Below are 22,607 nucleotides of genomic sequence, written 5' to 3'. Positions count from 1 at the left end.
CAGCACCGAGCGGCAATTAGCCGGACTCGGAGCCAGCGCATTATACGAAGTCCGCCTCTATAGAGAAAGTCGACCTCCGTATCATGCACGGAAAAGGGGCATACGATGTCTGAACCCGAGCCCTGTTCAGGATGACAGGGAGTTGGCCAGTGCGTCCAGATCTGGAGCCACACGATCAATCTCAGCTTCCAGACCGACGACTGTATCGGGCGCCAGCCCCAGGCCTTCCAGCAGAGCGGGAATATCGTCCGGATTGAATTCGTCACCAATGCCACGGGGCTTCAGCAACGCGTTCGCCAGCTGAACCATCAATACGTAGGGTTCGTGATCGCCGTGATAGCCCGGGTGTTGATGCATGGCCGCGGCTTTGACTACGGCATCCGGCAATTGCCAGAGCTTGTGCAGGATGCCACCAATAGCACCATGGCCAACGGCAAGGATCTGCTCATCACGGGCATGGCCAAACACCTGCTGCTCCAGGGAATGCATGCTGGCCTCAGGATTATCCGCGTGCAGAACATTGAGCTCTTCAAACTCGGCTGGGAACAGGTGGCCGATCAACAGCAGACCGAAGTTGTGCAACAAACCACACAGATACGCCAGGGCCTTGTCGGCGCCACAATGCACCGCGAGACTTTGGCAAACGAACGCACTATAGAGGGAGTGGCGCCAGAAGTTATCAATCCCAAGCGCGCCCTTACGGGGAACATCGAAAGCCCTTACCGAAGCAATACCCATGGCGATGTGAGCGACGCGATCGAAGCAGAACGCGGGTTACCGCCTCCTGCACCGAGTGAATATGGCCGGGATAATTGAACAGCGCAGAGCGGGCATAACGCATGATCTGGGCAGTCAGGCTGGGGTCGAGTTCGATCAGCTCCGCAAGTTCTTTCGCCGTGGCCTCGCTGTGCGCCGTCAGCCGCAAGATCCGCAATGCCAGAGCTGGCATCGGTGGCAGCCGATACAGTCGCTGGAGCTTATCCGCCACTTCATCCAGGCTGAGGGCAGCACGGTCGCCGCTGCCCTGGCCCCGAATTACCAGATGACCATTCCGGGCGCCGGCCAGAGCCAGCCGGAAATCACGCCCTTCCATATTGACCACACCATGGTTGGTGCCACCGGTGAGCAAGACCCGTTCGGCGTGCGCGACGTCGTCGTCGATGAGAACCGGCAGGTCGTAGGCCGTTCCGATGGGCGGCACAAATCCCGGATCACAGTCACCGAACAGGCGCATGGTCTGGCGCGCCGTCAGAGGCTGGAGTCGGCGGCCGGTCAGCTGGAATACCGCCTCCAGATCCAGGGTGCTGTCCAAACCATGCGCCACCAGCAAGGCGCCGCCGACATCAATCAGGACGGTTGCCTGAACGAAATCGGAACGGGGCTGGCCCGAAGCAATCACGGCTGCCTCAAGATCAGCGGCTTGCGGCGTCGGCAGCTCCGAATACGGAATGCCCTTGCGGGCCAGAAAACGTTGCAGTCGCGCAGCGAGAGCCACAGCTTACTCCTTTTACCTTGATCAGCGGGCTATATGGCCACCGCTCTTATTGTGTCCGGCTTAACCGGTGTTACGCATGCCCGCTGCGATACCAGCCATGGTCACTTTCAACGCCCGCTCCACCAGATCCTGAACATCGCCCCTGCCTTCGCTTTCACGATTGCGGCGCAGCAGTTCGGCCTGGAGATAATGCAGTGGATCGGTGTACGGATTGCGCACGCGCATGGAGTGGGCGAACACCGGCTCCCCCTCAAGCAAGTCCGACTGTTCCTTAAGCTCCAGAAGCCGCTGGATACATCGCTGCAACCGCTCCCGGAGGTCGGTTCCCAGCGCTTGCAGCTGATCGTCGTCAAGCAGAGTCTGCTCGTAATAGCTGGCTATGCGCAGATCCGATTTGGCCAGCACCATCTCAAGCATGTCGACGTAGGTCCGGAAAAACGGCCAGCCCTTCATCATTTCACGGAGCTGCGGTAACCGGTTGTCCTGGGCCGCCGCTTCCAGCGCTACATCACTGCCCAACCAGCTCGGCAGCATCAGCCGCATTTGCGTCCAGGCAAAGATCCAGGGAATAGCACGCAGGCTCTCAACGCCGCCGGTGGCCTTGCGTCGGGCCGGCCGACTGCCCAGGGCCAGCTTGCCCAGGGCCTGTTCCGGCGTGACCTGCCGGAAGTAAGGAACGAAATCCGGATTTTCCCGCACCACGTCCCGGTAGGATTTCAGCGAGCGTTCAGTCAGCCAATCCATGGTGGCTCGCCATTCCGGCTCTGGCTCGGGCGGCGGCGCCAGGGTCGCTTCGATCACCGCGGTGGTGTAGAGCGTCAGGCTCTGCACCGCCAGGTCCGGCAGGCCAAACTTGAAGCGGATCATTTCACCCTGCTCGGTAATCCGGAAACTGCCATTAACCGAACCCGGTGGCTGCGACAGGATCGCCCGATTGGCTGGCCCGCCGCCGCGACCCACGGTGCCGCCCCGGCCATGGAACAGGGTCAGGTGCACATCGTACTGTTTGGCAATGCGGGTCAGTTGTTCCTGGGCCTGATACTGTGCCCACGCTGCCATTAGCTGACCGGCATCTTTCGACGAATCCGAATAGCCGATCATCACTTCCTGACGACCCTGGCAGTAGTCCCGATACCAGTCGACCTCATACAGGGCCGCCATGCTGTCCGGCGCGCCCTTCAGGTCATCGAGGGTTTCGAACAGTGGCACCACTCGCATCGGGAACTTCATCCCGGATTCCCGCAGCAACAGTATCACGCTGAGCACGTCTGACGGCTTGGAAGCCATGGAGATGACGTAGGAACCCAGCGCCTGCGGCGTTTGTTCCGCCACCGCCTCGCAAGTGGCCAGAACCTCGCGCACCGGGTCGGAAGGCTCCCAGTTGCGCGGCACCAGCGGCCGGCGCCCGCGAAGTTCTTTGACAAGAAACTCCTGACGCTCCGCTTCCGACCACGACAGGTAATCCCCCAGCCCCAGGTAGTCCACCATCTCCGCCACTGCCTCAGCATGGCGCGAGGCTTCCTGGCGAATATCCAGGCGAATCAGCGGCAGCCCGAAGGTGTGGGCGCGGCGAATGGTATCCAGCAGCGGGCCATTGGCAATGCTTTCCAACCCGCACTCAACCAGCGACCGGTAGCACAGCTCCAGAGGTCCGGTGAAATCCTCGTTCTCGAACAGGATGTCGGTGGCATCGGCGGCGGTGCCATTAACCCCGGCCTCGGCCCAATCACGGGTCTTCACCAACCGCTCGCGCAGCTCCGCCAGAACCTGGCGATAGGGTTCACGGGCGTCACCCACCCGTTGCCGAAGTTCATCACTGGCCTGCCACATGGACAGCTCTGCCCGCAACGCCTGGATGTCACGCAAGTACAGGTCCGCGGCCATCCAACGGCCAAGCAGGAAAACCTTGCGAGTAACCTGGTGGGTTACGTTGGGGTTGCCGTCCCTGTCGCCGCCCATCCAGGAGGCAATACGAATCGGCGATGCTTCCAGGGGCAATCCTCGCCCGGTCGATTCGGTAAGAGACGCATCGAGACTGCTCAAAAACCGAGGCAATGCCTGCCACAGGCTGTTTTCGATGACCGCAAAGCCCCACTTGGCCTCGTCCACCGCCGTCGGCCGTTCGTGTCGTATCTCATCGGTGTGCCAGGCCTCGGTGATCAACCGGGTCAGCCGATCAATAACTTCCTCACGCTCCGCTGGCATCAGATCATCGTGATCGAGCTGGGCCAGGCACTCTGACATCTCGTCGTACTTCATGATCAGGGTGCGACGCGCTACTTCGGTCGGGTGGGCAGTCAGTACAAATTCGATACGCAGGTTGGACACCCGCTCATGCAGCTCCTCCGACGACACACCACCGGCTTTCAAACGTTCAAACACCTGGCCCAGGGATTCCACCATCAGGTCGGACTGGTGCCCCTTCTTACGGCGAATGCGTGATATTGCTCGGCCAGATTGGCAAGATTGAGAAACTGGTTAAAGGCCCGGGTTACTGGCAACAACTCATCGTCGCTCAGCTTTCCCAACAGATTGACCAGGCGCTGCCCGGAACCACTTTCCTGGCGCCGGTCGGCCTTGGCCGCGGCGCGGATCTCCTCGATCAGTTCGAAACAGTCCTGGCCTGGGTGGCGCTGGATACTCTGACCCAACAATTCGCCCAGCATGCGTACGTTTTCTCGAAGATCGGAGTGAAGCTCAGTCACATTGACGTCCTTTTAATTGACGGAGGCAAAGTAAACTTACGATACTAAGGAATAGTCGAAAAAGTCTATTGGCGATTGGAGCCTATAGCCGTAAGGAGTACTAATGAAAGTTACCGATTTGCCCAAGCACTGGGAAAACCAGAAAGCGCCCGTGGACCGGACCCACGACTACAATCTGAGACTGCCTCTGGAGGACGCGGCAAGGATTGCGGCGCTGGCGGAACTGTACCCGGACCGGACCGAAACCGACATTCTCAATGACATGATCGGTGCCGCGCTGGACGACCTGGTTCGGAAAACGCCCCTTAAGGATCGGCTTGAGAACAAAGACAAGTAAGGAACACGAGGGGTACTGAAACGGAGTGGCAGGCGCCACTCCGCGCAAAGATAATCGACCGGGCCAGATCGAATTCGGGTCGTTAGGCGACCGATTCCAACTGACGGGCCTTGAGGCGCTGGATGTGCTTCTGGCTCAGACTCACAAATTTCGGGGTTAAGCCCTGATCCTCATAGATCTCGAAACCGTCCTCGTCGTAGGCCACTACCTTGGTGCCCTCGACGTAGGGGAAGCTGGTTTCCATCTCGTCCAGCGCGGCCGAAATCAGGTCCCGCATCAGATCCTGCGGCGATTTCATGGGATAGAGCGCGGCCAGTTTCTCCAGACGCTTATGATGCTGGTCAGACAATGCCATAAAGTAAGCATCGCGAGTCAGTCGACCGCGAGCGTGCTTGTCCCAGTAGTTGACCAGATCCTTAATTTTCATGGTGCCCTCACTCCTGCATCTTATTGATGGCGCACGGCGCACAACATCAGTGCAGCCACACTTCGAAGTGTAGACGAAGCCAGCGCCTCGGGAACCTGCTAATTGGTAACGGATTGTACTTACCGAAGACCAACAATCAGTGCCCGGAACTGCCCTTCTCTACCCCCTTGACCGTCTGGTAGACGGCTTCCAGCGCATCCAGGCTTTCCTCGTCCATGTCCCGCCCCTCACGGTTGAGAATCCCTTCAATGGCCCGGAATCGGCTATCGAACTTATGGTTGGTTCGTTTCAGAGCCTGCTCAGGATTTACCTTCATAAAGCGTGCCAGATTGACACAAACAAACAGCAGATCGCCCAGCTCGTCCTCCACCGCATCGTGGTCCCCTGCTCCAGTCTGGGCAGCGTGCCAAGCTTCTTTCAGTTCATCCAGCTCTTCGTGCAGCTTGTCGAACACCGGCTCGATATCTGGCCAGTCAAAACCATGCCTGGCGGCCCTTTTCTGCAGCTTCTCGGCCCGGGCCATGGCTGGCAGGGTGCGGGCGATGCCGTCAAGACGACTTACAGGCTCATTGGAAGGCGGCACCATGGCCCGCTCCTCGGCCTTGATCCGCTCCCAGCTCTCTTTGATCCAGGCTTCGTCGGGCCGATTTTCCGGATCAATTTTGCTGTCCAGCGTGCCCGCCGGAAATACGTGGGGATGGCGACGAACCAGTTTACGCACCAGGTTGTCGACGATGGCGTCGAAATCAAAATGGCCATCTTCCTTGCCCATTTGGGCGTAGAAAATTACCTGAAACAGCAGATCGCCCAATTCGTCCTTGAGATGGGGATAGTCTCCCCGCTCGATGGCATCCGCCACCTCGTAGGCTTCCTCAAGGGTGTGCGGCACGATGGTCTTATAACTCTGCCTGGTATCCCACGGGCAGCCGGTCTCCGGATCCCGCAGCCGTGCCATCAGGTTTTTCAGGTCGTCTATGGTGTAACTCATCCGCGCTTGCGCCTTACGTCAATGATGTTGGGCAGGTTGCGAATCTGCGCCAGCAACCTGGCCAACTGCTCAAGGCTGGAGATCTCCAGCGTCACCGTCATGGTGGCCGTGTTCTCGTCCTTGTTGGTCAGGGTGTTCAGTGCCAGCACATCGCTCTTGGAGGTGGACAGCACCTGGGTGATGTCCCGCAACAGGCCGGAGCGATCGTAGGCCTGGATTTCCACATCCACCGGGTAAACAGCCGCAGGCTGGCCACCCCAATTGACCTCGATGATCCGATTGGGCTCAAACTCGCGCAGGTTCAGGAACGTCAGGCAATCCTGCCGGTGCACGGTGACTCCGCGACCTACGGTAATGTAGCCCCCAATGGGATCACCGGGTAGCGGCTTGCAGCACTTGGCGACCTGGGTCTTGAGCTTGCCAACACCCTGGATCTGAATATCGGTGGCGGTGTCGTAAGGGGCCTGACGCTGGCTGCTGAGTTTCAAATCCAGCTGCTCGGATTTTGGCTCGAGCATTTGCTGCGCCACATTGGCCACGTGGGTAGGCCGAAGATCGCCGGCACCGATGGCGGCAAACATGTCTTCCGAGCGTGGTAGTTCACCTTTTGGGCGAGCTCGTTCAGGTTCACATCGTAGAGCGACAACCGCTTGAACTCGTCTTCCAGAATAGCCCGGCCATCGACAATGTTGCGGTCACGATCCTGCTCCTTGAACCAGTGCGTTACTTTGGCACGGGCACGGGAGGTCTGCACGTAGCCCAGACTCGGGTTCAGCCAGTCCCGGCTCGGAGCCGCGTTGTTGGAGGTCAGGATGAAAATCTGGTCGCCGGTTTTCAGCGGATAAGTCAGCGGTACGATGCGGTTGTTGACCCGCGCACCGCGACAGGCGTGGCCGATTTCCGTGTGCACGCGGTAGGCAAAGTCCACCGGTGTTGCACCTTGCGGCAGATCGACCACATGGCCTTCCGGGGTAAAGACATAGACCCGGTCCGAGGCCACGTCAGACTTCAGATGGTCGGCCAGACCGGACAGATCACCCAGATCTTCCTGCCACTCCAACACCTGCCGGAGCCAGTTGATCTTGGCGTCGTAACCGGTCGATTTGTTGCTCTTATCCGTGCCTTTATACAACCAGTGGGCACAGACACCCAGCTCCGCCTCCTCGTGCATTTTATGAGTACGGATCTGAACTTCCATCACCTTGCCCTCGGGCCCGATCACGGCGGTATGCAGGGACTGGTAGCCGTTTTCCTTGGGGTTGGCGATGTAGTCGTCGAATTCGTTGGGAATGTGGCGCCAGATCCCGTGCACGATGCCCAAAGCGCCGTAGCAATCGCGGACTTCCGGCACCAGAATGCGAACGGCACGAACATCGTAAACCTGGGAAAAATCGATGCCCTTGCGCCGCATTTTGCGCCAGATACTGTAGATGTGCTTGGCGCGACCGGACAGGTCCGCGGTGATCCCCGAGGCTTCCAGTTCCGCCTGCAGAGTCTCGATGACCCGTTTGATGTAGCCGTCCCGGTCGAGGCGTTTTTCGTCTAACAGCTTGGCGATCTTTTTATAGGCCGTTTCGTGCAGGTAGCGGAACGACAGGTCTTCCAGCTCCCACTTGATGTGACCGATGCCGAGCCGGTGCGCCAGCGGGGCGTAGATATCAAACACCTCACGCGCGACCCGCATGCGCTTTTCTTCCGAGACGTTCTTGACCGCCCGGATGGCGCAGGTCCGCTCCGCCAGCTTGATCAGCGCGACCCGGACATCATCAATCATGGTGACCAGCATCTTGCGGACGTTATCCAGCTGACCCTCACTCTGCCCCAGGACATTGCCCTTGAGCGGATGATGGATCGAGGAGATCGCCGCCATCTGCTGAACGCCGTTGATCAGACCGGCAATCTCGTCACCGAACTCCTTACGGATGTCCTCGAGGGCGACCCGTTCCTCCCGAACGGCCCGATACAGTATCGCCGCCACCAGGCTGGCCTGATCCAGGTGCAGCTCCGCCAGCACCTGGGCCATTTCGATACCAATGCGAAAGCTGCTGGAGCCCGGTGCCCACAGGCGGTCCTCCCGGAACGCCTCCAGATCGATTTCCGCAGCCTTCTCACAGGCACGGCGAAACTGGTCGACATCGTCCAGCTGGGTTTGGGCAGCGATGTGCTGGACACAACGCTCGATGTCCACCTCACCATCGCCAGTAACGGCATAATCTTCGCGAACTTTTACCATATCGGTTTTACTATTCTCGGTCGTTCCCGCCGCCACCCGGGTGGCGGCGCCAATCCTTTAGCCGGAATCCCGCTCAAACAGGGCGATGGATTCGACATGAGTGGTGTGAGGAAACATATCCATCACGCCAGCACGCACCAGCCGATAACCATTGCGCACCATGACACCGGCGTCCCGTGCCAGTGTTGCAGGGTTACAAGAAACATAGACGATTTTACTGGCCCCGAACGCCGTCAGGTACTTGCAGATTTCCTCTGCACCCGAGCGAGGGGGGTCAATCAGGATCTTGTCGAACCCCTCTTTTGCCCAGCTCTGACCAGTGAAATCACCGTGCAGATCGGCTCCGTGGAAGGCCACATTATCGAGGCCGTTCAGTTCCGCGTTTTCGCGGCCACGAACCACCATGGCATCGTCACCTTCAACACCGACGACCTGACCACCCTTGCGCGCCAGCGGCAGGGTGAAGTTACCGAGTCCGCAGAACAGATCGAGGACACGCTCACCCGGCTGCACATCGAGCCAGTCGACAGCGCGATGCACCATGGTGCGATTGATGCCGGCGTTGACCTGGGTGAAATCCATCGGATGGAATTTCATGGTCAGGTCAAACTCGTCCAGCCGGTAACTGAGCCGCTCATCATGCCGCCCGGCAGACTCCGGCCAGATCCGGTGTACCGTGTCCGGTCCCTTGGGCTGCAAGTAAATATGCAAATCATGGGCCTGACCGAACTCGATCAGGCTGGCCCGATCACTGTCACTCAGGTTGTCCATGTTGCGGAATACCATGACCGCCTCATCATCGCCGCAGGCCACCTCGACCTGGGGAATGCGATTGTAGCGTCCAGGCCATGGAGCAGTTCACGCAGGGGCAAAATGCGCTCACCGATGCGCGGATCCAGCACCGCGCATCGGTCGATGTCGGTCAGAAAACTGTTGCGTTTTTCGCGAAAGCCCACCAGCACCGATTCCCGCGCCGGTACATAGCGCACGCCCAGGCGCGCTTTACGGCGGTAACCCAGACCGCTTTCCGAGCGCATCGGCGCCACCCATTCTTCCGGCTCAATGCCCCCAAAATGGGCAAAGTGTTCGCGCAGGGTGTCTTCCTTGAACTTGATCTGGGCATCGGCACTCATGTGCTGAAGACTGCAGCCGCCACACAGGTCGGCAAATTCGCACGGCGGCGTCTGGCGCTCCGGTACGCTTTCCAGCACTTCCAGGCTCCGCAGTTCGTCGAATTTGCTGCGGGTACTGATCATCTTTGCCATGACGGTTTCACCCGGCAGGGCACCGTCTACAAACTGGGTCTTGCCGTCCTGGCGGGCAATACCCCGGCCGTCATGACTCAGTTTTTCAATTTCACAGCGCACTGGCTCTTTAGGAAGAGCCTTACGGCGTCGTCTACTCATACTGACTACTCTTGATGAAAGGTCCTAGTCTTGGGGCTGCTCAGGCGCCGGGAAAGACGCCAGTGGAGAGGTATCGGTCGCCACGGTCACAAATGATGGCCACGATGACGGCGTTTTCAACCTGCTCAGACAGTCTAAGGGCGGCGGCAATGGAGCCGCCGGAGGATACACCACAGAAGATACCTTCCTGGGATGCCAGGGCGCGCATGGTGGTTTCCGCCTCTTCCTGGCCGATATCAAGCACCTGATCCACCCGGGCGGCGTCATAGATCTTTGGCAGGTACGCCTCCGGCCAGCGCCGTATACCGGGGATGGAGGCCCCTTCCTTCGGCTGCAGGCCAATGATCCGGATGTCGGGATTACGCTCTTTCAGGTAGCGGGAAACGCCCATGATGGTGCCGGTCGTCCCCATGGAGCTTACAAAATGGGTGACCCGCCCGTCGGTCTGTGCCCAGATTTCAGGCCCGGTGGTGCGATAATGGGCCAGCGGGTTATCCAGGTTGCTGAACTGATCCAGCACCTTGCCCTTGCCCTCGGATTCCATCTGCAGCGCAAGATCCCGGGCCGTTTCCATGCCCTCTTCCCGGCTCACCGTGACAATCTCGGCGCCGTATGCGCGCATTGATGCCCGACGCTCTTCGCTCATGTTGGCAGGCATGATCAGCACCATGCGATAACCCTTGATTGCTGCCGCCATGGCCAGGGCGATGCCGGTATTTCCGCTGGTAGCCTCGATCAAGGTGTCCCCGGGGCTAATCTCGCCGCGCCGTTCGGCCTCCTGAATCATGCTGATAGCCGGCCGATCCTTGACCGATCCGGCCGGGTTGTTGCCTTCCAGCTTTGCCAGGATGACGTTGGAGGTCTCGCCCGGAAGTCGCTGCAGGCGAACCAGAGGGGTATGCCCGACATAATCTTCAATTGTGGGGAAATTCATATCATTACCCTGTGGTACACTTTTGCGATCGCATGATACGCGTTATAGCCCCCGTCTCCCAATACAGCTTCTCGCTATATCCATGACCGGCAGCTATAACCGAGTCGACTTTTCCCGGGGCGTTGGGACTGATACCTCAGTCAATCGCCTACGGATCATCTATTCTGACAAGGACGTGACCCCGTAACTACACCTCGGGGCCCAGGCAATAAATCAGGAACCGGGTATGCGGCGCTGGGGCATTCGCAAAAAAGTATTGGTGGTGACCCTCATTCCCACCCTGCTGACCACATTGATGCTGGGCATGTTCTTCACCTACAGCTGGGTGAACAACATAGAAAGCCTGCTGCGTGACCGTGGCGAATCTCTGTCACGGCAATTGGCGGCAGCCTCCGAATACGGTCTGTTCACGGCCAACCGCAGCCTGCTTAGCAATCTATCCAATGCCCTGCTGGAAGAGCAGGATGTCCGCTCCATAACTTTCTTCGATAGCGACGGCGCTCGCCTGTTGCATACCGGGCCAGGCAGCTCCGAAGCCGTTACCAGTGAAAGCCTGGTGTCAGACAACGCGATCCGGATTCCCCGGGAAGACAGCACCCGGTTCGTGACCCCTGTATCACTGCAGGAACTGATGATCGAAACCATGCTCGACCCGGACGCGCGTGAACTGGGGGCGGAGCCACGGCCGCCTCTGGGCTGGGTTGCGGTGGAAATGTCCCACGTTCGCACCGAAAAGGAAACCTACAAGGCGCTGCTGATCTCGCTGCTGCTGGTCCTTGCCGGCGTGGTACTGAGTCTGGTCGTTGCGCTGCGCCTGAGCCGGGCCTTTACCGACCCGGTTTTCGAGCTGAACGAGGCAGTCGCCAAACTCAAGGAAGGCAAACTCGACACCCGGGTATTCACCCAGGCCGGTCCGGAATTCGAGCAACTGGAATCAGGCCTCAATGCCATGGCCGAAGAACTGAGCAAGGCCCAGGCGGAAATGCAGCAGAACATCGACCAGGCCACCGAGGATCTTCGGGAAACCCTGGAGACCATCGAGATCCAGAATATCGAACTGGATTTCGCCCGCAAGGAGGCACTAGAGGCCAGCCGCATCAAGTCGGAATTCCTGGCCAATATGTCCCACGAAATCCGCACACCGCTGAACGGCATCATCGGCTTTACCGAGCTGCTGCTGAAGAGCCCCCTGCCCCGCCAGCAAAGGGACCACCTCAGCACCATCCGAAAATCCTCGGAAATTCTGCTGACCATCATTAACGACATTCTGGACTTCTCGAAGATCGAAGCCGGCAAGCTCATCCTGGACCGTGTGCCGTTCCAGCTTCGAGACATCGTCGAAGAGGTCATGGTAATGCTGGCACCGGCAGCGCACGCGAAGAATCTCGACTTGGTACCGCTGGTCTATAACGACGTACCGGACAACATCATGGGCGACCCGTTGCGGGTCAAGCAGGTAATCACCAACCTGGTGAACAACGCCATCAAGTTTACCCAGACCGGCGAAGTGGTGCTGCGCGCCAGCCTTGAGGAAGACTCTGAGGACAGCAATCGGGTGACTCTGCGCCTGAGCATTTCCGACTCCGGTGTTGGCCTTTCCCGGGCCCAGCAACAATCGCTCTTCAACGCCTTCAGCCAAGCCGACGCGTCCACCGCCCGCCAATACGGCGGCACCGGCCTGGGTCTGGCGATTTCCAAGCGTCTGGTGGAAGAGATGGGGGGCAAAATTGGCCTGGACAGTGAACTCGGCAAGGGCTCTACGTTCTGGTTCACGCTCACCTCGGAACTGTCCACTAGCGCCGAAAGCGTTGCGCCCCGTGATGGTCTCCAAGGCGAGCGGGTCATCTATCTGGAGCAACAAACCACAACCGGACTGGCAGTGGAGCACCTGCTGCGAGAATGGGGCATAACGGTCGACCGGGTCGCCTCCCCCGGCGCTCTGCAGGAACAGATCGAAGAGGCTCAGAAAAGACAGGCCGGCTACGCCCTGGCTATTATCGGTATCACCCGGCACCTGCTCAATTCCAGCCAGTACTGTGCCATGTTCCGAACCCTGGAGATTGAACGGGACTGCCGCACTCTGCTGCTGACACCCACCCTGGAAACGCACGATACCCCTCTGTCCGGGCTCGCCAGCGGGCACCTGACCAAGCCGATCTGCCGGGGCGCGTTCTACGACGAATTGCTGCTACTGGTACACGGCATCAGCTCAGGTGGCCACCTGGCACTGGATTTCGATCACCGTACCACCAGCCTGGCCGCTACCGACGTCCCCAGAGTGCTGGCAGTGGATGACAACGACGCCAACCTGAAACTGGTGATGACGCTGCTTAAGGACTGCCAGATCGACGCAGAAGGAGCCTCGAGCGGCTTTGAGGCACTGAGCAAGGCGCGCAAGAAACCGTTCGACCTGGTGTTCATGGACCTGCAAATGCCGGGCATGGACGGAGTGGAAACCACGGCCCGCCTGCGGGATCTGGACCAGTCCCCGCACCGTACCGCGGTCATAGCGCTGACCGCCCATGCATTAGCGGACGAACAGGACCGGCTATTCCAGCAGGGCTTCGACGGCTATATGCCCAAGCCCATCAGCAGCAGCCAGCTCACCAGCATTATCCGGGAATACACCGGTTATGAAAGCGTCCCAGCCAGCCACAACGAGCAGATCCGGGTTCCGGAGATACGTGATACCCGGCGGGCCATGCGACCATCAACCCGTAAGATGGAGCAGGACTGCGTCAGTATTCGCGAGAGCATTCAATTGGCAGCGGGAAAGACCGATCTGGCCGAAGAATTGTTCAGCATGCTGCTGGAACAGGTTCACAATGATCAGAGTCAGGTAGCGGAATTCTGGCGCCGGGGTGATCTGGATGGACTGCTGGAATGCGTGCATAAGCTGCACGGCGCTACCCGTTACTGCGGCGTGCCCGAACTCAGGGCGGCCGCCAACCGACTGGAAACCGCTCTGAAGTGCGCTGCTCCGGATATCGAGCACCACAAGGAACAACTACTGGCGGCGATGGAGCGGCTACAGAACTGGAGCGAACAGACTGATTGGCAACGGTTGTTCCGGGCCCAGTCCCAGCCGACCGAAACCAGCTGAGACCGGGGAAGGCCTAGAAAAGTTAACTCAGGCTCAGGCCCGGCCGCGGGCCTGATCGAGAATCGCCTTCATGTCCCGTACCGCGTCCTTAAGCCCGGTGAACACCGCACGGGCAATGATCGCATGGCCGATATTAAGTTCGTTGATCCCGGTAATGGCGGCGACCCGCTCGGTGTTGTGGTAATGCAGGCCGTGGCCGGCATTGACGATCAGGCCTTTCTTGCGGGCATAGGCGACCGCAGAGGCAATAGCCTGAAACGCAGCCTCGGCTTCCTCAGGGGTCTTGGCCTCGGCGTATTCACCGGTGTGCAACTCAATAACCGGTGCGCCACAGCGCACGGCGGCATCAATCTGGGCAGTCGCCGGATCGATAAACAGCGACACTTCCGCACCCAGCTGAGCCAGGCGATCGCAGGCCTTAGCCACTCTCGCCTCCAGGCCCTCAACGTCCAGACCGCCTTCAGTGGTAAGCTCCTCGCGCTTCTCCGGCACCAGGCACACGCACTCCGGCCTAACCTGTTCGGCAAAGGCCAACATGGCGTCAGTCACTGCCATCTCGAGGTTCATCTTGGTCTGCAGGGTTTCCCGCAACAGCAGGACATCACGATCCTGAATGTGACGACGATCTTCACGCGGATGAATGGTAATCCCGTCAGCTCCCGCCTCTTCCGCCATCAGGGCGGCCTGAACCGGATCAGGATAACGGGTACCCCGGGCCTGGCGCAGGGTTGCGACGTGGTCAATATTGACGCCGAGTAACACTCTAGGATTCATGCCGTTCTCTCCGAAGGTGACTGAATAAATTGCGACTGTGGAGCGGACGCCCCTGCAACAGGTAATCGGTTAAGGCCCGCATGACGCGCTTGGCGACGCGCCGGCAAGGTTCGGCGTCCAGATCTCCGGCCGCGAGCGCCTGCAAGACCTCCCCGGGAAGTTTCTGGACCCGGGCGCCAGGGCCTGGCTGCGCGACAATTCCCTGTTCCGGATCATAACAATACTGCTGACCCGCCTCGACGGATTGCCCGGTATCGGTGGCAAGGTCCCAGGAAAAATCAAACCCCAGCTCTGCGGCAAAGGCGCGCTCAAAACGCCGCAGCACCGGTTCGATGTCGGTGGTTTCGGCCAACTCGGCAATGGCGTCGATATAGGCTGCGAACAGGGTGGGATGTGGGTCTGCCGCCGGCAGGATGCGCTGCAGGAGTTCGTTCAGGTAGAGACCGCTGTACAAGGACGCCGTGCGGTGCAGCGAGGGGCCAATGCGGGTATCAACATGGGTCAGGGTTTTCAGGTCGCCGCGCCCTGCCCAGTCCAGCATCAGCGGCTGGAAGGGCTGCAATTGGGCCTTCAGCGGACTCTTGGCGCTGTTGGCGCCCCGGGCAATGACGGTCAACCGCCCACGATTCAGGGTGAACACATCCACCATGAGGCTGGTCTCCCGCCAGGGTCGGCGGTGAATCACGTAGGCGGGCTCTTGGTGCTCCGGCCCCGTCATAGTTGCCTCAGAGGTCGTTCATACCGAGCTTTTCAGGGCCCGATCGCTGTCAGCCCAGCCCCGTTTCACCTTGACCCAGAGCCGCAGCATGATCTTGCTATCAAACAACCGCTCCATATCGGCCCGGGCTTCCTGACCAATGCGGCGCATGCGCTCACCCTTGTCGCCGATCATGATCTTCTTCTGTCCCTCACGCTCGACCAGAACCAGTGCAGAAATGTGCAGGGTCTTGCCTTCGCGCTTGAACTCCTCAATTTCAACAGCCACGGAGTACGGCAGTTCGGCGCCCAGTTGCCGGGTGATTTTCTCCCGCACGATCTCAGAGGCCAGGAAACGCTCACTGCGATCGGTAATCTGGTCATCCGGGTAAAAATGGATGCTTTCCGGCAGGAAACGGCCAACGGCCTCCTCCAGCGGTTCCAGGTTGTTTTCCTTGAGCGCTGACAGGGGAATAATTTCGGCGAAATCCCGCTTTTTCGACAGCATGTGAGGTGCGGCAACAGGGTTTCCCGCTTCTCGATCTTATCGACCTTGTTCACCGCCAGGATCACCGGACACTTGAGCTTTGACAGTTTCTCCAGAACCAGCTCGTCCGCCGTGGTCCAGGACAGCTGATCAACCACGAACACCACGACATCAACGTCGATCAGCGCCGAGGTGGCCGCCTTGTTCATATACCGATTCAGCGCCCGGGGTTCTTCCTCGTGCATGCCCGGGGTATCCACATAGATCGCCTGAACCGGCCCCATGGACTTGATGCCCAGAACCTGGTGCCGGGTGGTTTGTGGTTTCCGGGAGGTGATGCTCAGCTTCTGGCCAAGGATATGGTTCAGCAATGTGGATTTACCCACATTGGGACGACCGACAATGGCCACGAACCCGCAGCGACTGTCCGGGTTTTCCGGCCGGGTAATATCATTCATTACTGATTCTCCACGCCCAGTTCTTTCAGGGCGTTTCGGGCTGCCTGCTGCTCGGCGACGCGGCGGCTGTTGCCGGTTCCGCTGGTCTTGCGATCCAGTGACGGCAGCGCGCAGGTTACGTGGAAGGTCTGGTTGTGGGCTTCACCATCAACCGAAATGACGTCGTACTGTGGCAACGGAAACTGGCGCGACTGCAGGTATTCCTGCAGACGGGTCTTGGGGTCCTTCTGGGTGTCCTGCAAATCCAGGTTTTTAAGGCGTTGCTCGAACCACTGCAGCACCTTCTCGCGGCAAGTGTGGAAATCACTGTCGAGATAGATAGCACCAATGATCGACTCTACCGCGTCGGCCAGGATCGACTCACGGCGGAACCCGCCGCTCTTCAGTTCACCCGACCCAAGACGCAGATAGCTGCCCAGCTCGAACTCACGACCGATTTCAGCCAGGGTCACGCCTTTGACCATGCGCGCCCGCAACCGGCTCAACTGCCCTTCCCGGGCCTTTTCGAAGTGCAGGAACAGATATTCGGCGATCACCATATTAACAATGGAATCACCGAGAAACTCCAGGCGCTCGTTGTTCTGATTACCAAAGCTTCGGTGGGTAAGCGCCAGCAAAAGCCGCTCTGGCGATTTGAACTGGTAGCCTATGCGGCGCTGTAACTGGTCCAGGTCTGGTTGCGAACTCACTTGCCCTTCATCTCGTATTCATGCTTGAAATGGACGACCGTATCGACATTGCTGAACAGATCGTTGCGAACCTCATAATCGACCAGGATCATCACGGTGTCTCCATCCTTCTCGACAGTGATGTTCTTGGCATCAAACCCGCGAACGTTGTTCACGCTCAGGCGTTTGTTAATCAGAGTGCGCACCTGCGCCGGACCCATGGTGGACAGGCCATCAGTGCCGTCGAGGCTTTCCAGCGCCTCCTGAATGGTGATGTCATCCAGATAGATCGGGCCAAGTTTGATCGCCAGGGTCAACAGGCCACCGAAAAACAGCACCATCACCATCATTGTCAACGCCGAAGCACCTGTTTGCCGGGTCATGGCGGAGAGATTATTTTTCTTCATTTTGACTGCACTCCAGATTTGTCGGAATTACTCGATACCGCCCACACGATCAAAGGATGGCAGACTGGTAAGCGATTTCCAGTGCATCCAGATGCCAAAGGCCTTGCCCACAACCAGTTCATCGGGAACCATGCCCCAGTACCGGCTATCGTTGCTGTTGTCGCGGTTGTCGCCCATAACGAAATAATGATCCTCGGGCACCACCCACTCACCTTCGCCACTGGCGCCGGGCCGTCCCATGGTCAGGAAAATATCGTGCTCGACATCACCAAGGCTCTCGCGGCGTAACTCCACCGGCGGAAGACGGGCGACAAACTTGCTCTCAACCTGCTCACCGTTAATGAACAGCTGCTTGTTGCGGTAGCGGACAGTGTCACCGGGCATACCGACCACACGCTTGATGTAGTTGGTGGCGCCATCCTTGGGGTAACGGAAAACCATGACGTCTCCGCGTTCGGGGTCGCCGAGCTCCAGTACCTCGGTACCGGCTACCGGCAGCCGAAGCCCGTAGGCGTATTTGTTGACCAGGATAAAGTCACCCACCTCAAGGGTCGGCAACATGGAGCCAGAGGGGATCTGAAACGGCTCCACAAGAAACGAGCGCAGCACCAGCACAATCGCCAGAACAGGGAAGAACGACCGGCTAAGATCGACCAGATAAGGCTCTTTCGGCTCGTCAGCCTCGTCGACAGTGCCGACCTGGGCATCAGGGGAAGCCGCCTGACCATTGGCCCGAGCTGCGTCCAGCCTGCGCTCACGCAAAAACAGTTTGTCCGCCAGCCAGATCAGACCTGTCGCGAAGGTCAGAACTACCAGAACCAGGGGAAAATCGATGTCCATCCAGGCGCCTTCTATTTATCCACTTGCAATACGGCCAGAAACGCTTCCTGAGGCACCTCGACATTACCCAGCTGCTTCATTCGTTTCTTACCCTCTTTCTGCTTCTGAAGCAGCTTCTTCTTACGGCTGACGTCGCCGCCATAACACTTGGCCGTCACGTTCTTACGCAGGGCCTTCACGGTCACCCGCGCCACCACCTGGGTGCCAATGGCAGCCTGGATGGCGATATCGAACATCTGCCTGGGGATCAGTTCTTTCATCTTGTCGATCAGCTGACGCCCCTTGTAGTGGGCCTGTTCCTTGTGAACGATCAGCGCCAGTGCGTCAACCCGTTCACCGTTGATCAACACGTCCAGACGCACCAGGTTGGCTGCCTGGAAGCGAATAAAATGGTAGTCCAGGGAGCAAAGCCACGACTCGCAGATTTGATACGGTCGAAGAAATCCAACACCACTTCTGCCATCGGCAGCTCGTAGGTCAGCTGCACCTGCGTAGACATGAAGTGCATGTTTTTCTGTACACCACGCTTTTCTTCACAGAGCGCAATCACGTTGCCAAGATGCTCTTGGGGCACCAGGATGCTGGCTTCGACGATGGGTTCACGCATTTCCTCAATAGAGCCAACATCCGGAAGTCTGGACGGGTTGTCCACCGAGAGCGTCTCACCCTGCTTGGTCTCCACCTCGTAAATTACCGTGGGCGCCGTGGTGATCAGGTCGATGTCGTATTCCCGCTCAAGCCGCTCCTGGATGATTTCCATGTGCAGCATGCCAAGGAAGCCACAACGGAAGCCAAAGCCAAGGGCATCGGAGCTCTCGGGTTCGAAGAACAGCGAGGCGTCGTTCAGGGTCAACTTTTCCAGAGCATCCCGGAAATCGTTGTAATCATCGGCACTGACTGGGAAAAGGCCCGCATAAACCTGCGGCTTGACCTTCTTGAAGCCCGGCAGCATCGGTGTCTGCTCGGAAAACTTCTGATGTACGATGGTGTCACCGACCGGCGCCCCGTGGATATCCTTGATACCCGCAACGACAAAGCCACATCGCCGGACTCCAGGACATCGGTGTCTTTCGGCTTGGGATTGAAGATGCCCACCTTCTCCGCGTTCCAGGATTTTCCGGTGGACTTGATGACAATCCTGTCCCCTTTACGCATGGTGCCTTCGGTGACCCGTACCAGTGACACCACGCCGAGATAGTTGTCGAACCAGGAATCGATGATCAGCGCCTGTAATGGGGCGCCGCGGTCACCCTTGGGAGGCGGGATACGCTTGATCAGGTCTTCCAGCACGTCCTCAACGCCGATACCACTCTTGGCACTGCAGCGGACCGCTTCCGACGCCTCAATACCAATAATGTCCTCAATTTCGGCCGCCACCCGCTCGGGCTCAGCCTGGGGCAGGTCCATCTTGTTCAGAACCGGAACCACTTCAAGCCCCTGCTCGATGGCGGTGTAACAGTTGGCTACCGACTGGGCCTCAACACCCTGGCCGGCATCGACCACCAGCAGAGCACCTTCACAGGCGTACAGCGAGCGGGAGACCTCGTAGGAGAAATCGACGTGTCCAGGGGTATCGATGAAGTTCAGTTTGTATTCATGACCGTCCTTCGCCGTGTAGTTGAGCGTGACGCTTTGGGCCTTGATGGTAATCCCGCGCTCCCGCTCCAGGTCCATGGAATCCAGGACCTGCTCGGCCATTTCGCGCTCGGTCAGGCCACCGCAGATCTGTATAAAACGGTCCGCGAGGGTGGATTTACCATGGTCAATGTGGGCAATGATGGAGAAGTTACGGATTCGGCTCAGTTCAGTCACAGACAATAAATACTCGTATAGACGAAGGATTGAGCCGGAAGGGCCGGTGCCGGGATCCGGGAACGCCGTGATTTTACCGGTTACCGGCCGTCATTGCCATGATCAGGACATCAGCGGCTTCTCGTACTGGCGAATCAGGAAGCCAATCAGGGCATCTTCATCCAACGGGTAGCTGAACAGGTTACCCTGACACTGGGCACAGCCTGCAGACTTGAGGAAGGCGAGTTGCTGTGGCGTTTCCACCCCTTCGGCCACGACCGTCAGGTGCAGCTTGCGCGCCAGGGCGATAACCGCCGAGGCCACATCGGTGGCGCTGACGTTGTAGGGAATGTCGCGAATAAAGCGGTGATCAATCTTGACCACATCCAGCGGCAGTTGCTGCAGTGACACCAGGGAACAGGAACCAGTACCAAAATCGTCCAGAATCAGGCACACCCCCAGGTCGTGCAGGGCTGTTAACAGCTCGCGCAGGACTCTAGGGTCTTCGTTCAGCAACTCCGCCGGCATTTCCAGTTCCAGGCGCTCCGGCGACACCCCTGTCTCGGTAATTACCTGCCGGATCATGTCCAGGAACCCGGCATCGGTGAGCTGCCGCACTGACAGGTTAATCGCCATCTTCAGGGACTCGAAACCGGCCCGCTCCAGCGCCTGCACCTGAATACAGGCCTGGCGCAGCGCCAGCTCACCGAGCTGGAGAATAAGACCGGTTTCCTCGGCCAGGCCAATAAACTGCTGCGCCGAGACCAGCCCCTTCTCCGGATGATGCCAGCGCAAAAACGCCTCAACACCAATGACCCGCTCGCTGACCAGATCCAGTTTCGGCTGGTAATGCAACACAAAACGATCGCCTTCCAGCGCTGCCGCCAACTCTTCCTGCTGCAGCAGGCGGCGAGCCGCCTGGATATTCATGGCCGGCGTGAAGAACTGGTAGGTATTGCGGCCCATTTCCTTGGCACGATACATGGCCAGGTCCGCGTATTTCATCAATGTCCCGGGATCCTCACTGTCCTGCGGAATCATGGTGATACCGATACTGACGGTGATACCAACCTCATGTTCACTAAGCCGGACACGCTGGCACAACCGGTGCAAAATCGTTTCCGCCACCTTACCGGCAGCCTCCGATTCACCCACCCGGGACAGCAAAACAACAAACTCATCGCCACCCAACCGGGCTACCGAATCCTCCTCGCGGACACAGCCTTCCAACCACTCGGCGACCTGGCGCAACAACTCATCGCCGGCATCGTGCCCGAGGGTATCGTTGATCCGTTTGAAGCCATCCAGATCCAGGAACATCAGCGCGGCGGGCTCACCACTGCGTCGGCAACGACGCACGGCATGATTAAGCCGATCACGGAATAACTGGCGGTTCGGCAGTCCCGTCAACGGATCGTAAAACGCCAGCCGGTGCAGCTCTGTCTGGGCCGCCTTCAGCTGCGTCAGGTCGCGCAGGCTGAGCACCACGCCATTCACGCCGGGCACCGAGAGCATGGCGGTAAAGGTGCAATCCATATCGCGCCAACGGCCTTCCGAGTCACGGACTCGGGCCCGAATCACTGGTTGCTGCTGTCCGGGAGCACCGATGGCGCCCTCGAAGCCTTGCTGCAACTTAGACCAGTCGTCGACATGCACCAGGGTTTCAAGATTCAGCGACGCAATCTCGCCCGGATCGAAGCCCAGAATTTCGTCGCTGGAGGGACTGGCGTAGGAAGCCTGGCCGGCGCGATCCAGCACCAGGGTCACACTGGCCGCGCCTTCGGTGATGGCCCGATAGCGCCCGGCACTGATCTGCGCCATCAGGCGCGACCGGATCAGGGCCAGCACAAACAAAAACAGCAGAACACTGATAACAATACCGCTGCCCAACACAATGGGTGGCCGCGGGTCCGAGGCCAGGAAATCAAAGGCGGGCGTGGACCGGGTCTGGAGCAGCCATTCCCGGCCGCCGGCATTCAGCGTCTGGCTCATCTGGAAACTGAAGTCGTTATCCAGGGAGCCCAGGTTCGAGCCGTACATCAGGTTTTCACGGCTGACCGCTCCGTTGTCGTAGATACGGACATCCAGAAAGGGTGAAATCAGCCCGACGATACCATCAATCAGGTTATTCATCCGGAACGCACTGAAGACAAAGCCCGCCAGCATCATCCGCCGTTCGTTGCGAAGCTCCGGCACCGTCCCGCCCTGGTACACCGGGTAGTACATCAGGAAGCTGGCCTGATCTTCGGCCACTTCTTCCTGAATCAGTACCACCTTGGCGGTCACCGTCGGCTTGGCTTCGTCCCGCGCCAGCTCCATGGCCCTGCGATGCACTGGATCGCTGAAGGCATCGTAGCCCAGGGCCCGGTGGTTGCGGTCAGTGCCGGGCTCCAGATACACCATCGGGTAGTAGTAGGGACCGGTGCCCAGCGGACTGACCAGGTAATTGTAGACACCCTCTTTGCGCACCGAAGAGATGTGGTCGGCCATCTGCCGGACCCCGATGCGCTTGACGTAACCGATCCCCTGGATACCCGGGTAATAGCGATCAATGTCGACCTTATCGACGTAAACGCGCCACTCGTCACGTGAGACATCGCCTGCAACAGAGAACAGGCCAGCGCTGCCCGCCAGCACCTGCTCGTAGTTCAGCAAACGTTCTTCAATCGCGGTCTTAAGCTGGAGGGACTGAGTGCGGAAACGGGCCTCGGTGCGTTCATCGACCAAGTGGATCGACACCTGCCAGAGCAGAACAGTAACGCCAAGCACGACAAAAAAAATCAGCCAGGCAACCCACGCGTTACGAAATTGCAGCAGCTGTCGTAGAGGAAGATCCTTTGCGTTCGTCATCTGTTCTG

13 protein-coding genes and 5 pseudogenes are annotated in these 22,607 nt (G+C 58.9%); 2 read left to right on the top strand and 16 right to left on the bottom strand.

The window, feature by feature from the left end; translation table 11 throughout:
• Nucleotides 1–126: 126 nt before the first annotated feature.
• From AU14_RS22800 to ppc, 3 genes and pseudogenes are all read right to left on the bottom strand, one after another.
• Complete coding sequence (locus tag AU14_RS22800; protein WP_269079025.1) at nt 127–738, bottom strand: HDOD domain-containing protein; 612 nt, start codon at nt 736–738, stop codon at nt 127–129.
• Nucleotides 698–1,495, bottom strand: a complete 798-nt coding sequence (locus tag AU14_RS22795; RefSeq protein ID WP_269079024.1) for a YbaK/EbsC family protein — start codon at nt 1,493–1,495, stop codon at nt 698–700. The genes AU14_RS22800 and AU14_RS22795 overlap by 41 nt, the downstream gene beginning before the upstream one ends.
• 60 nt (nt 1,496–1,555) lie before the next feature.
• A pseudogene (gene ppc, locus AU14_RS09310) lies at nt 1,556–4,200 on the bottom strand (phosphoenolpyruvate carboxylase).
• A gap of 103 nt (nt 4,201–4,303) precedes the next feature.
• Here ppc and AU14_RS09305 point away from each other — a divergent pair.
• Nucleotides 4,304–4,537, top strand: coding sequence for a hypothetical protein (locus tag AU14_RS09305; protein WP_041340478.1), 234 nt, complete (start codon nt 4,304–4,306; stop codon nt 4,535–4,537).
• Between the two features lie 82 nt (nt 4,538–4,619).
• Here the strand turns inward: AU14_RS09305 and AU14_RS09300 are convergent, their stop codons facing one another.
• The 5 genes and pseudogenes from AU14_RS09300 to cysM form a co-directional block, all read right to left on the bottom strand.
• The gene (locus tag AU14_RS09300) at nt 4,620–4,964 is read right to left on the bottom strand and encodes a hypothetical protein (protein ID WP_041340477.1); all 345 of its coding nucleotides are present in this window, start codon (nt 4,962–4,964) and stop codon (nt 4,620–4,622) included.
• A gap of 136 nt (nt 4,965–5,100) precedes the next feature.
• Nucleotides 5,101–5,952 carry a nucleoside triphosphate pyrophosphohydrolase gene (gene mazG, locus AU14_RS09295; RefSeq protein ID WP_041340476.1) on the bottom strand — a complete coding sequence of 284 codons (852 nt, stop codon included), beginning with the start codon at nt 5,950–5,952 and terminating at the stop codon, nt 5,101–5,103.
• Nucleotides 5,949–8,185: pseudogene (relA, locus tag AU14_RS09290) on the bottom strand (GTP diphosphokinase). The gene mazG and the pseudogene relA overlap by 4 nt, the downstream one beginning before the upstream one ends.
• A gap of 57 nt (nt 8,186–8,242) precedes the next feature.
• A pseudogene (rlmD, locus tag AU14_RS09285) lies at nt 8,243–9,591 on the bottom strand (23S rRNA (uracil(1939)-C(5))-methyltransferase RlmD).
• A gap of 40 nt (nt 9,592–9,631) precedes the next feature.
• Complete coding sequence (gene cysM / locus AU14_RS09280) at nt 9,632–10,525, bottom strand: cysteine synthase CysM (protein ID WP_041340474.1); 894 nt, start codon at nt 10,523–10,525, stop codon at nt 9,632–9,634.
• 226 nt (nt 10,526–10,751) lie between these two features.
• Between cysM and AU14_RS09275 the strand changes: the two genes are divergently transcribed.
• Entirely contained in the window at nt 10,752–13,628 is a 2,877-nt protein-coding gene (locus tag AU14_RS09275) for an ATP-binding protein (protein WP_041340472.1), read from the top strand.
• A 33-nt stretch (nt 13,629–13,661) separates the two neighbouring features.
• Here the strand turns inward: AU14_RS09275 and pdxJ are convergent, their stop codons facing one another.
• The 8 genes and pseudogenes from pdxJ to AU14_RS09235 all read right to left on the bottom strand — a co-directional run bounded on the left by pdxJ (nt 13,662) and on the right by AU14_RS09235 (nt 22,599).
• Nucleotides 13,662–14,402 (bottom strand): pyridoxine 5'-phosphate synthase, encoded by a 741-nt coding sequence (pdxJ, locus tag AU14_RS09270; RefSeq protein ID WP_041340470.1) that lies wholly within the window; start codon nt 14,400–14,402, stop codon nt 13,662–13,664.
• Complete coding sequence (recO, locus tag AU14_RS09265; protein ID WP_041340469.1) at nt 14,392–15,120, bottom strand: DNA repair protein RecO; 729 nt, start codon at nt 15,118–15,120, stop codon at nt 14,392–14,394. Before recO ends, pdxJ begins: the two co-directional genes overlap by 11 nt.
• An 18-nt stretch (nt 15,121–15,138) precedes the next feature.
• Nucleotides 15,139–16,043, bottom strand: a pseudogene (gene era, locus AU14_RS09260) (GTPase Era).
• Nucleotides 16,043–16,732, bottom strand: coding sequence for a ribonuclease III (gene rnc / locus AU14_RS09255; RefSeq protein ID WP_041340468.1), 690 nt, complete (start codon nt 16,730–16,732; stop codon nt 16,043–16,045). Before rnc ends, era begins: the two are co-directional and overlap by 1 nt.
• Entirely contained in the window at nt 16,729–17,118 is a 390-nt protein-coding gene (locus AU14_RS09250; protein ID WP_041340467.1) for a DUF4845 domain-containing protein, read from the bottom strand. Before AU14_RS09250 ends, rnc begins: the two co-directional genes overlap by 4 nt.
• 27 nt (nt 17,119–17,145) lie before the next feature.
• On the bottom strand, nt 17,146–17,958 hold the full coding sequence (lepB, locus tag AU14_RS09245) for a signal peptidase I (RefSeq protein WP_041340465.1): 813 nt from the start codon (nt 17,956–17,958) through the stop codon (nt 17,146–17,148).
• A gap of 11 nt (nt 17,959–17,969) precedes the next feature.
• Nucleotides 17,970–19,770 (bottom strand): annotated as a pseudogene (gene lepA / locus AU14_RS09240) (translation elongation factor 4).
• 102 nt (nt 19,771–19,872) lie between these two features.
• On the bottom strand, nt 19,873–22,599 hold the full coding sequence (locus AU14_RS09235; RefSeq protein WP_041340464.1) for a bifunctional diguanylate cyclase/phosphodiesterase: 2,727 nt from the start codon (nt 22,597–22,599) through the stop codon (nt 19,873–19,875).
• Between the last annotated feature and the right edge of the window lie 8 nt (nt 22,600–22,607).

This window comes from Marinobacter similis (genome assembly GCF_000830985.1).
In the GTDB taxonomy this organism is placed as follows: Bacteria; Pseudomonadota; Gammaproteobacteria; order Pseudomonadales; family Oleiphilaceae; genus Marinobacter; species Marinobacter similis.
The sequence above is the reverse complement of the archived record's forward strand: the minus strand, read 5'-3'. Positions and strand labels throughout refer to the sequence as shown.

What these genes read in the sequence shown, in the direction of transcription:
- AU14_RS22800 (WP_269079025.1), bottom strand. Translation starts at nt 738, where the DNA reads ATGGGTATTGCTTCGGTAAGGGCTTTCGATGTTCCCCGTAAGGGCGCG.
- AU14_RS09305 (WP_041340478.1), top strand. Translation starts at nt 4,304, where the DNA reads ATGAAAGTTACCGATTTGCCCAAGCACTGGGAAAACCAGAAAGCGCCC.
- AU14_RS09300 (WP_041340477.1), bottom strand. Translation starts at nt 4,964, where the DNA reads ATGAAAATTAAGGATCTGGTCAACTACTGGGACAAGCACGCTCGCGGT.
- mazG (WP_041340476.1), bottom strand. Translation starts at nt 5,952, where the DNA reads ATGAGTTACACCATAGACGACCTGAAAAACCTGATGGCACGGCTGCGG.
- cysM (WP_041340474.1), bottom strand. Translation starts at nt 10,525, where the DNA reads ATGAATTTCCCCACAATTGAAGATTATGTCGGGCATACCCCTCTGGTT.
- AU14_RS09275 (WP_041340472.1), top strand. Translation starts at nt 10,752, where the DNA reads ATGCGGCGCTGGGGCATTCGCAAAAAAGTATTGGTGGTGACCCTCATT.
- pdxJ (WP_041340470.1), bottom strand. Translation starts at nt 14,402, where the DNA reads ATGAATCCTAGAGTGTTACTCGGCGTCAATATTGACCACGTCGCAACC.
- recO (WP_041340469.1), bottom strand. Translation starts at nt 15,120, where the DNA reads ATGACGGGGCCGGAGCACCAAGAGCCCGCCTACGTGATTCACCGCCGA.
- AU14_RS09250 (WP_041340467.1), bottom strand. Translation starts at nt 17,118, where the DNA reads ATGAAGAAAAATAATCTCTCCGCCATGACCCGGCAAACAGGTGCTTCG.
- lepB (WP_041340465.1), bottom strand. Translation starts at nt 17,958, where the DNA reads ATGGACATCGATTTTCCCCTGGTTCTGGTAGTTCTGACCTTCGCGACA.
- AU14_RS09235 (WP_041340464.1), bottom strand. Translation starts at nt 22,599, where the DNA reads ATGACGAACGCAAAGGATCTTCCTCTACGACAGCTGCTGCAATTTCGT.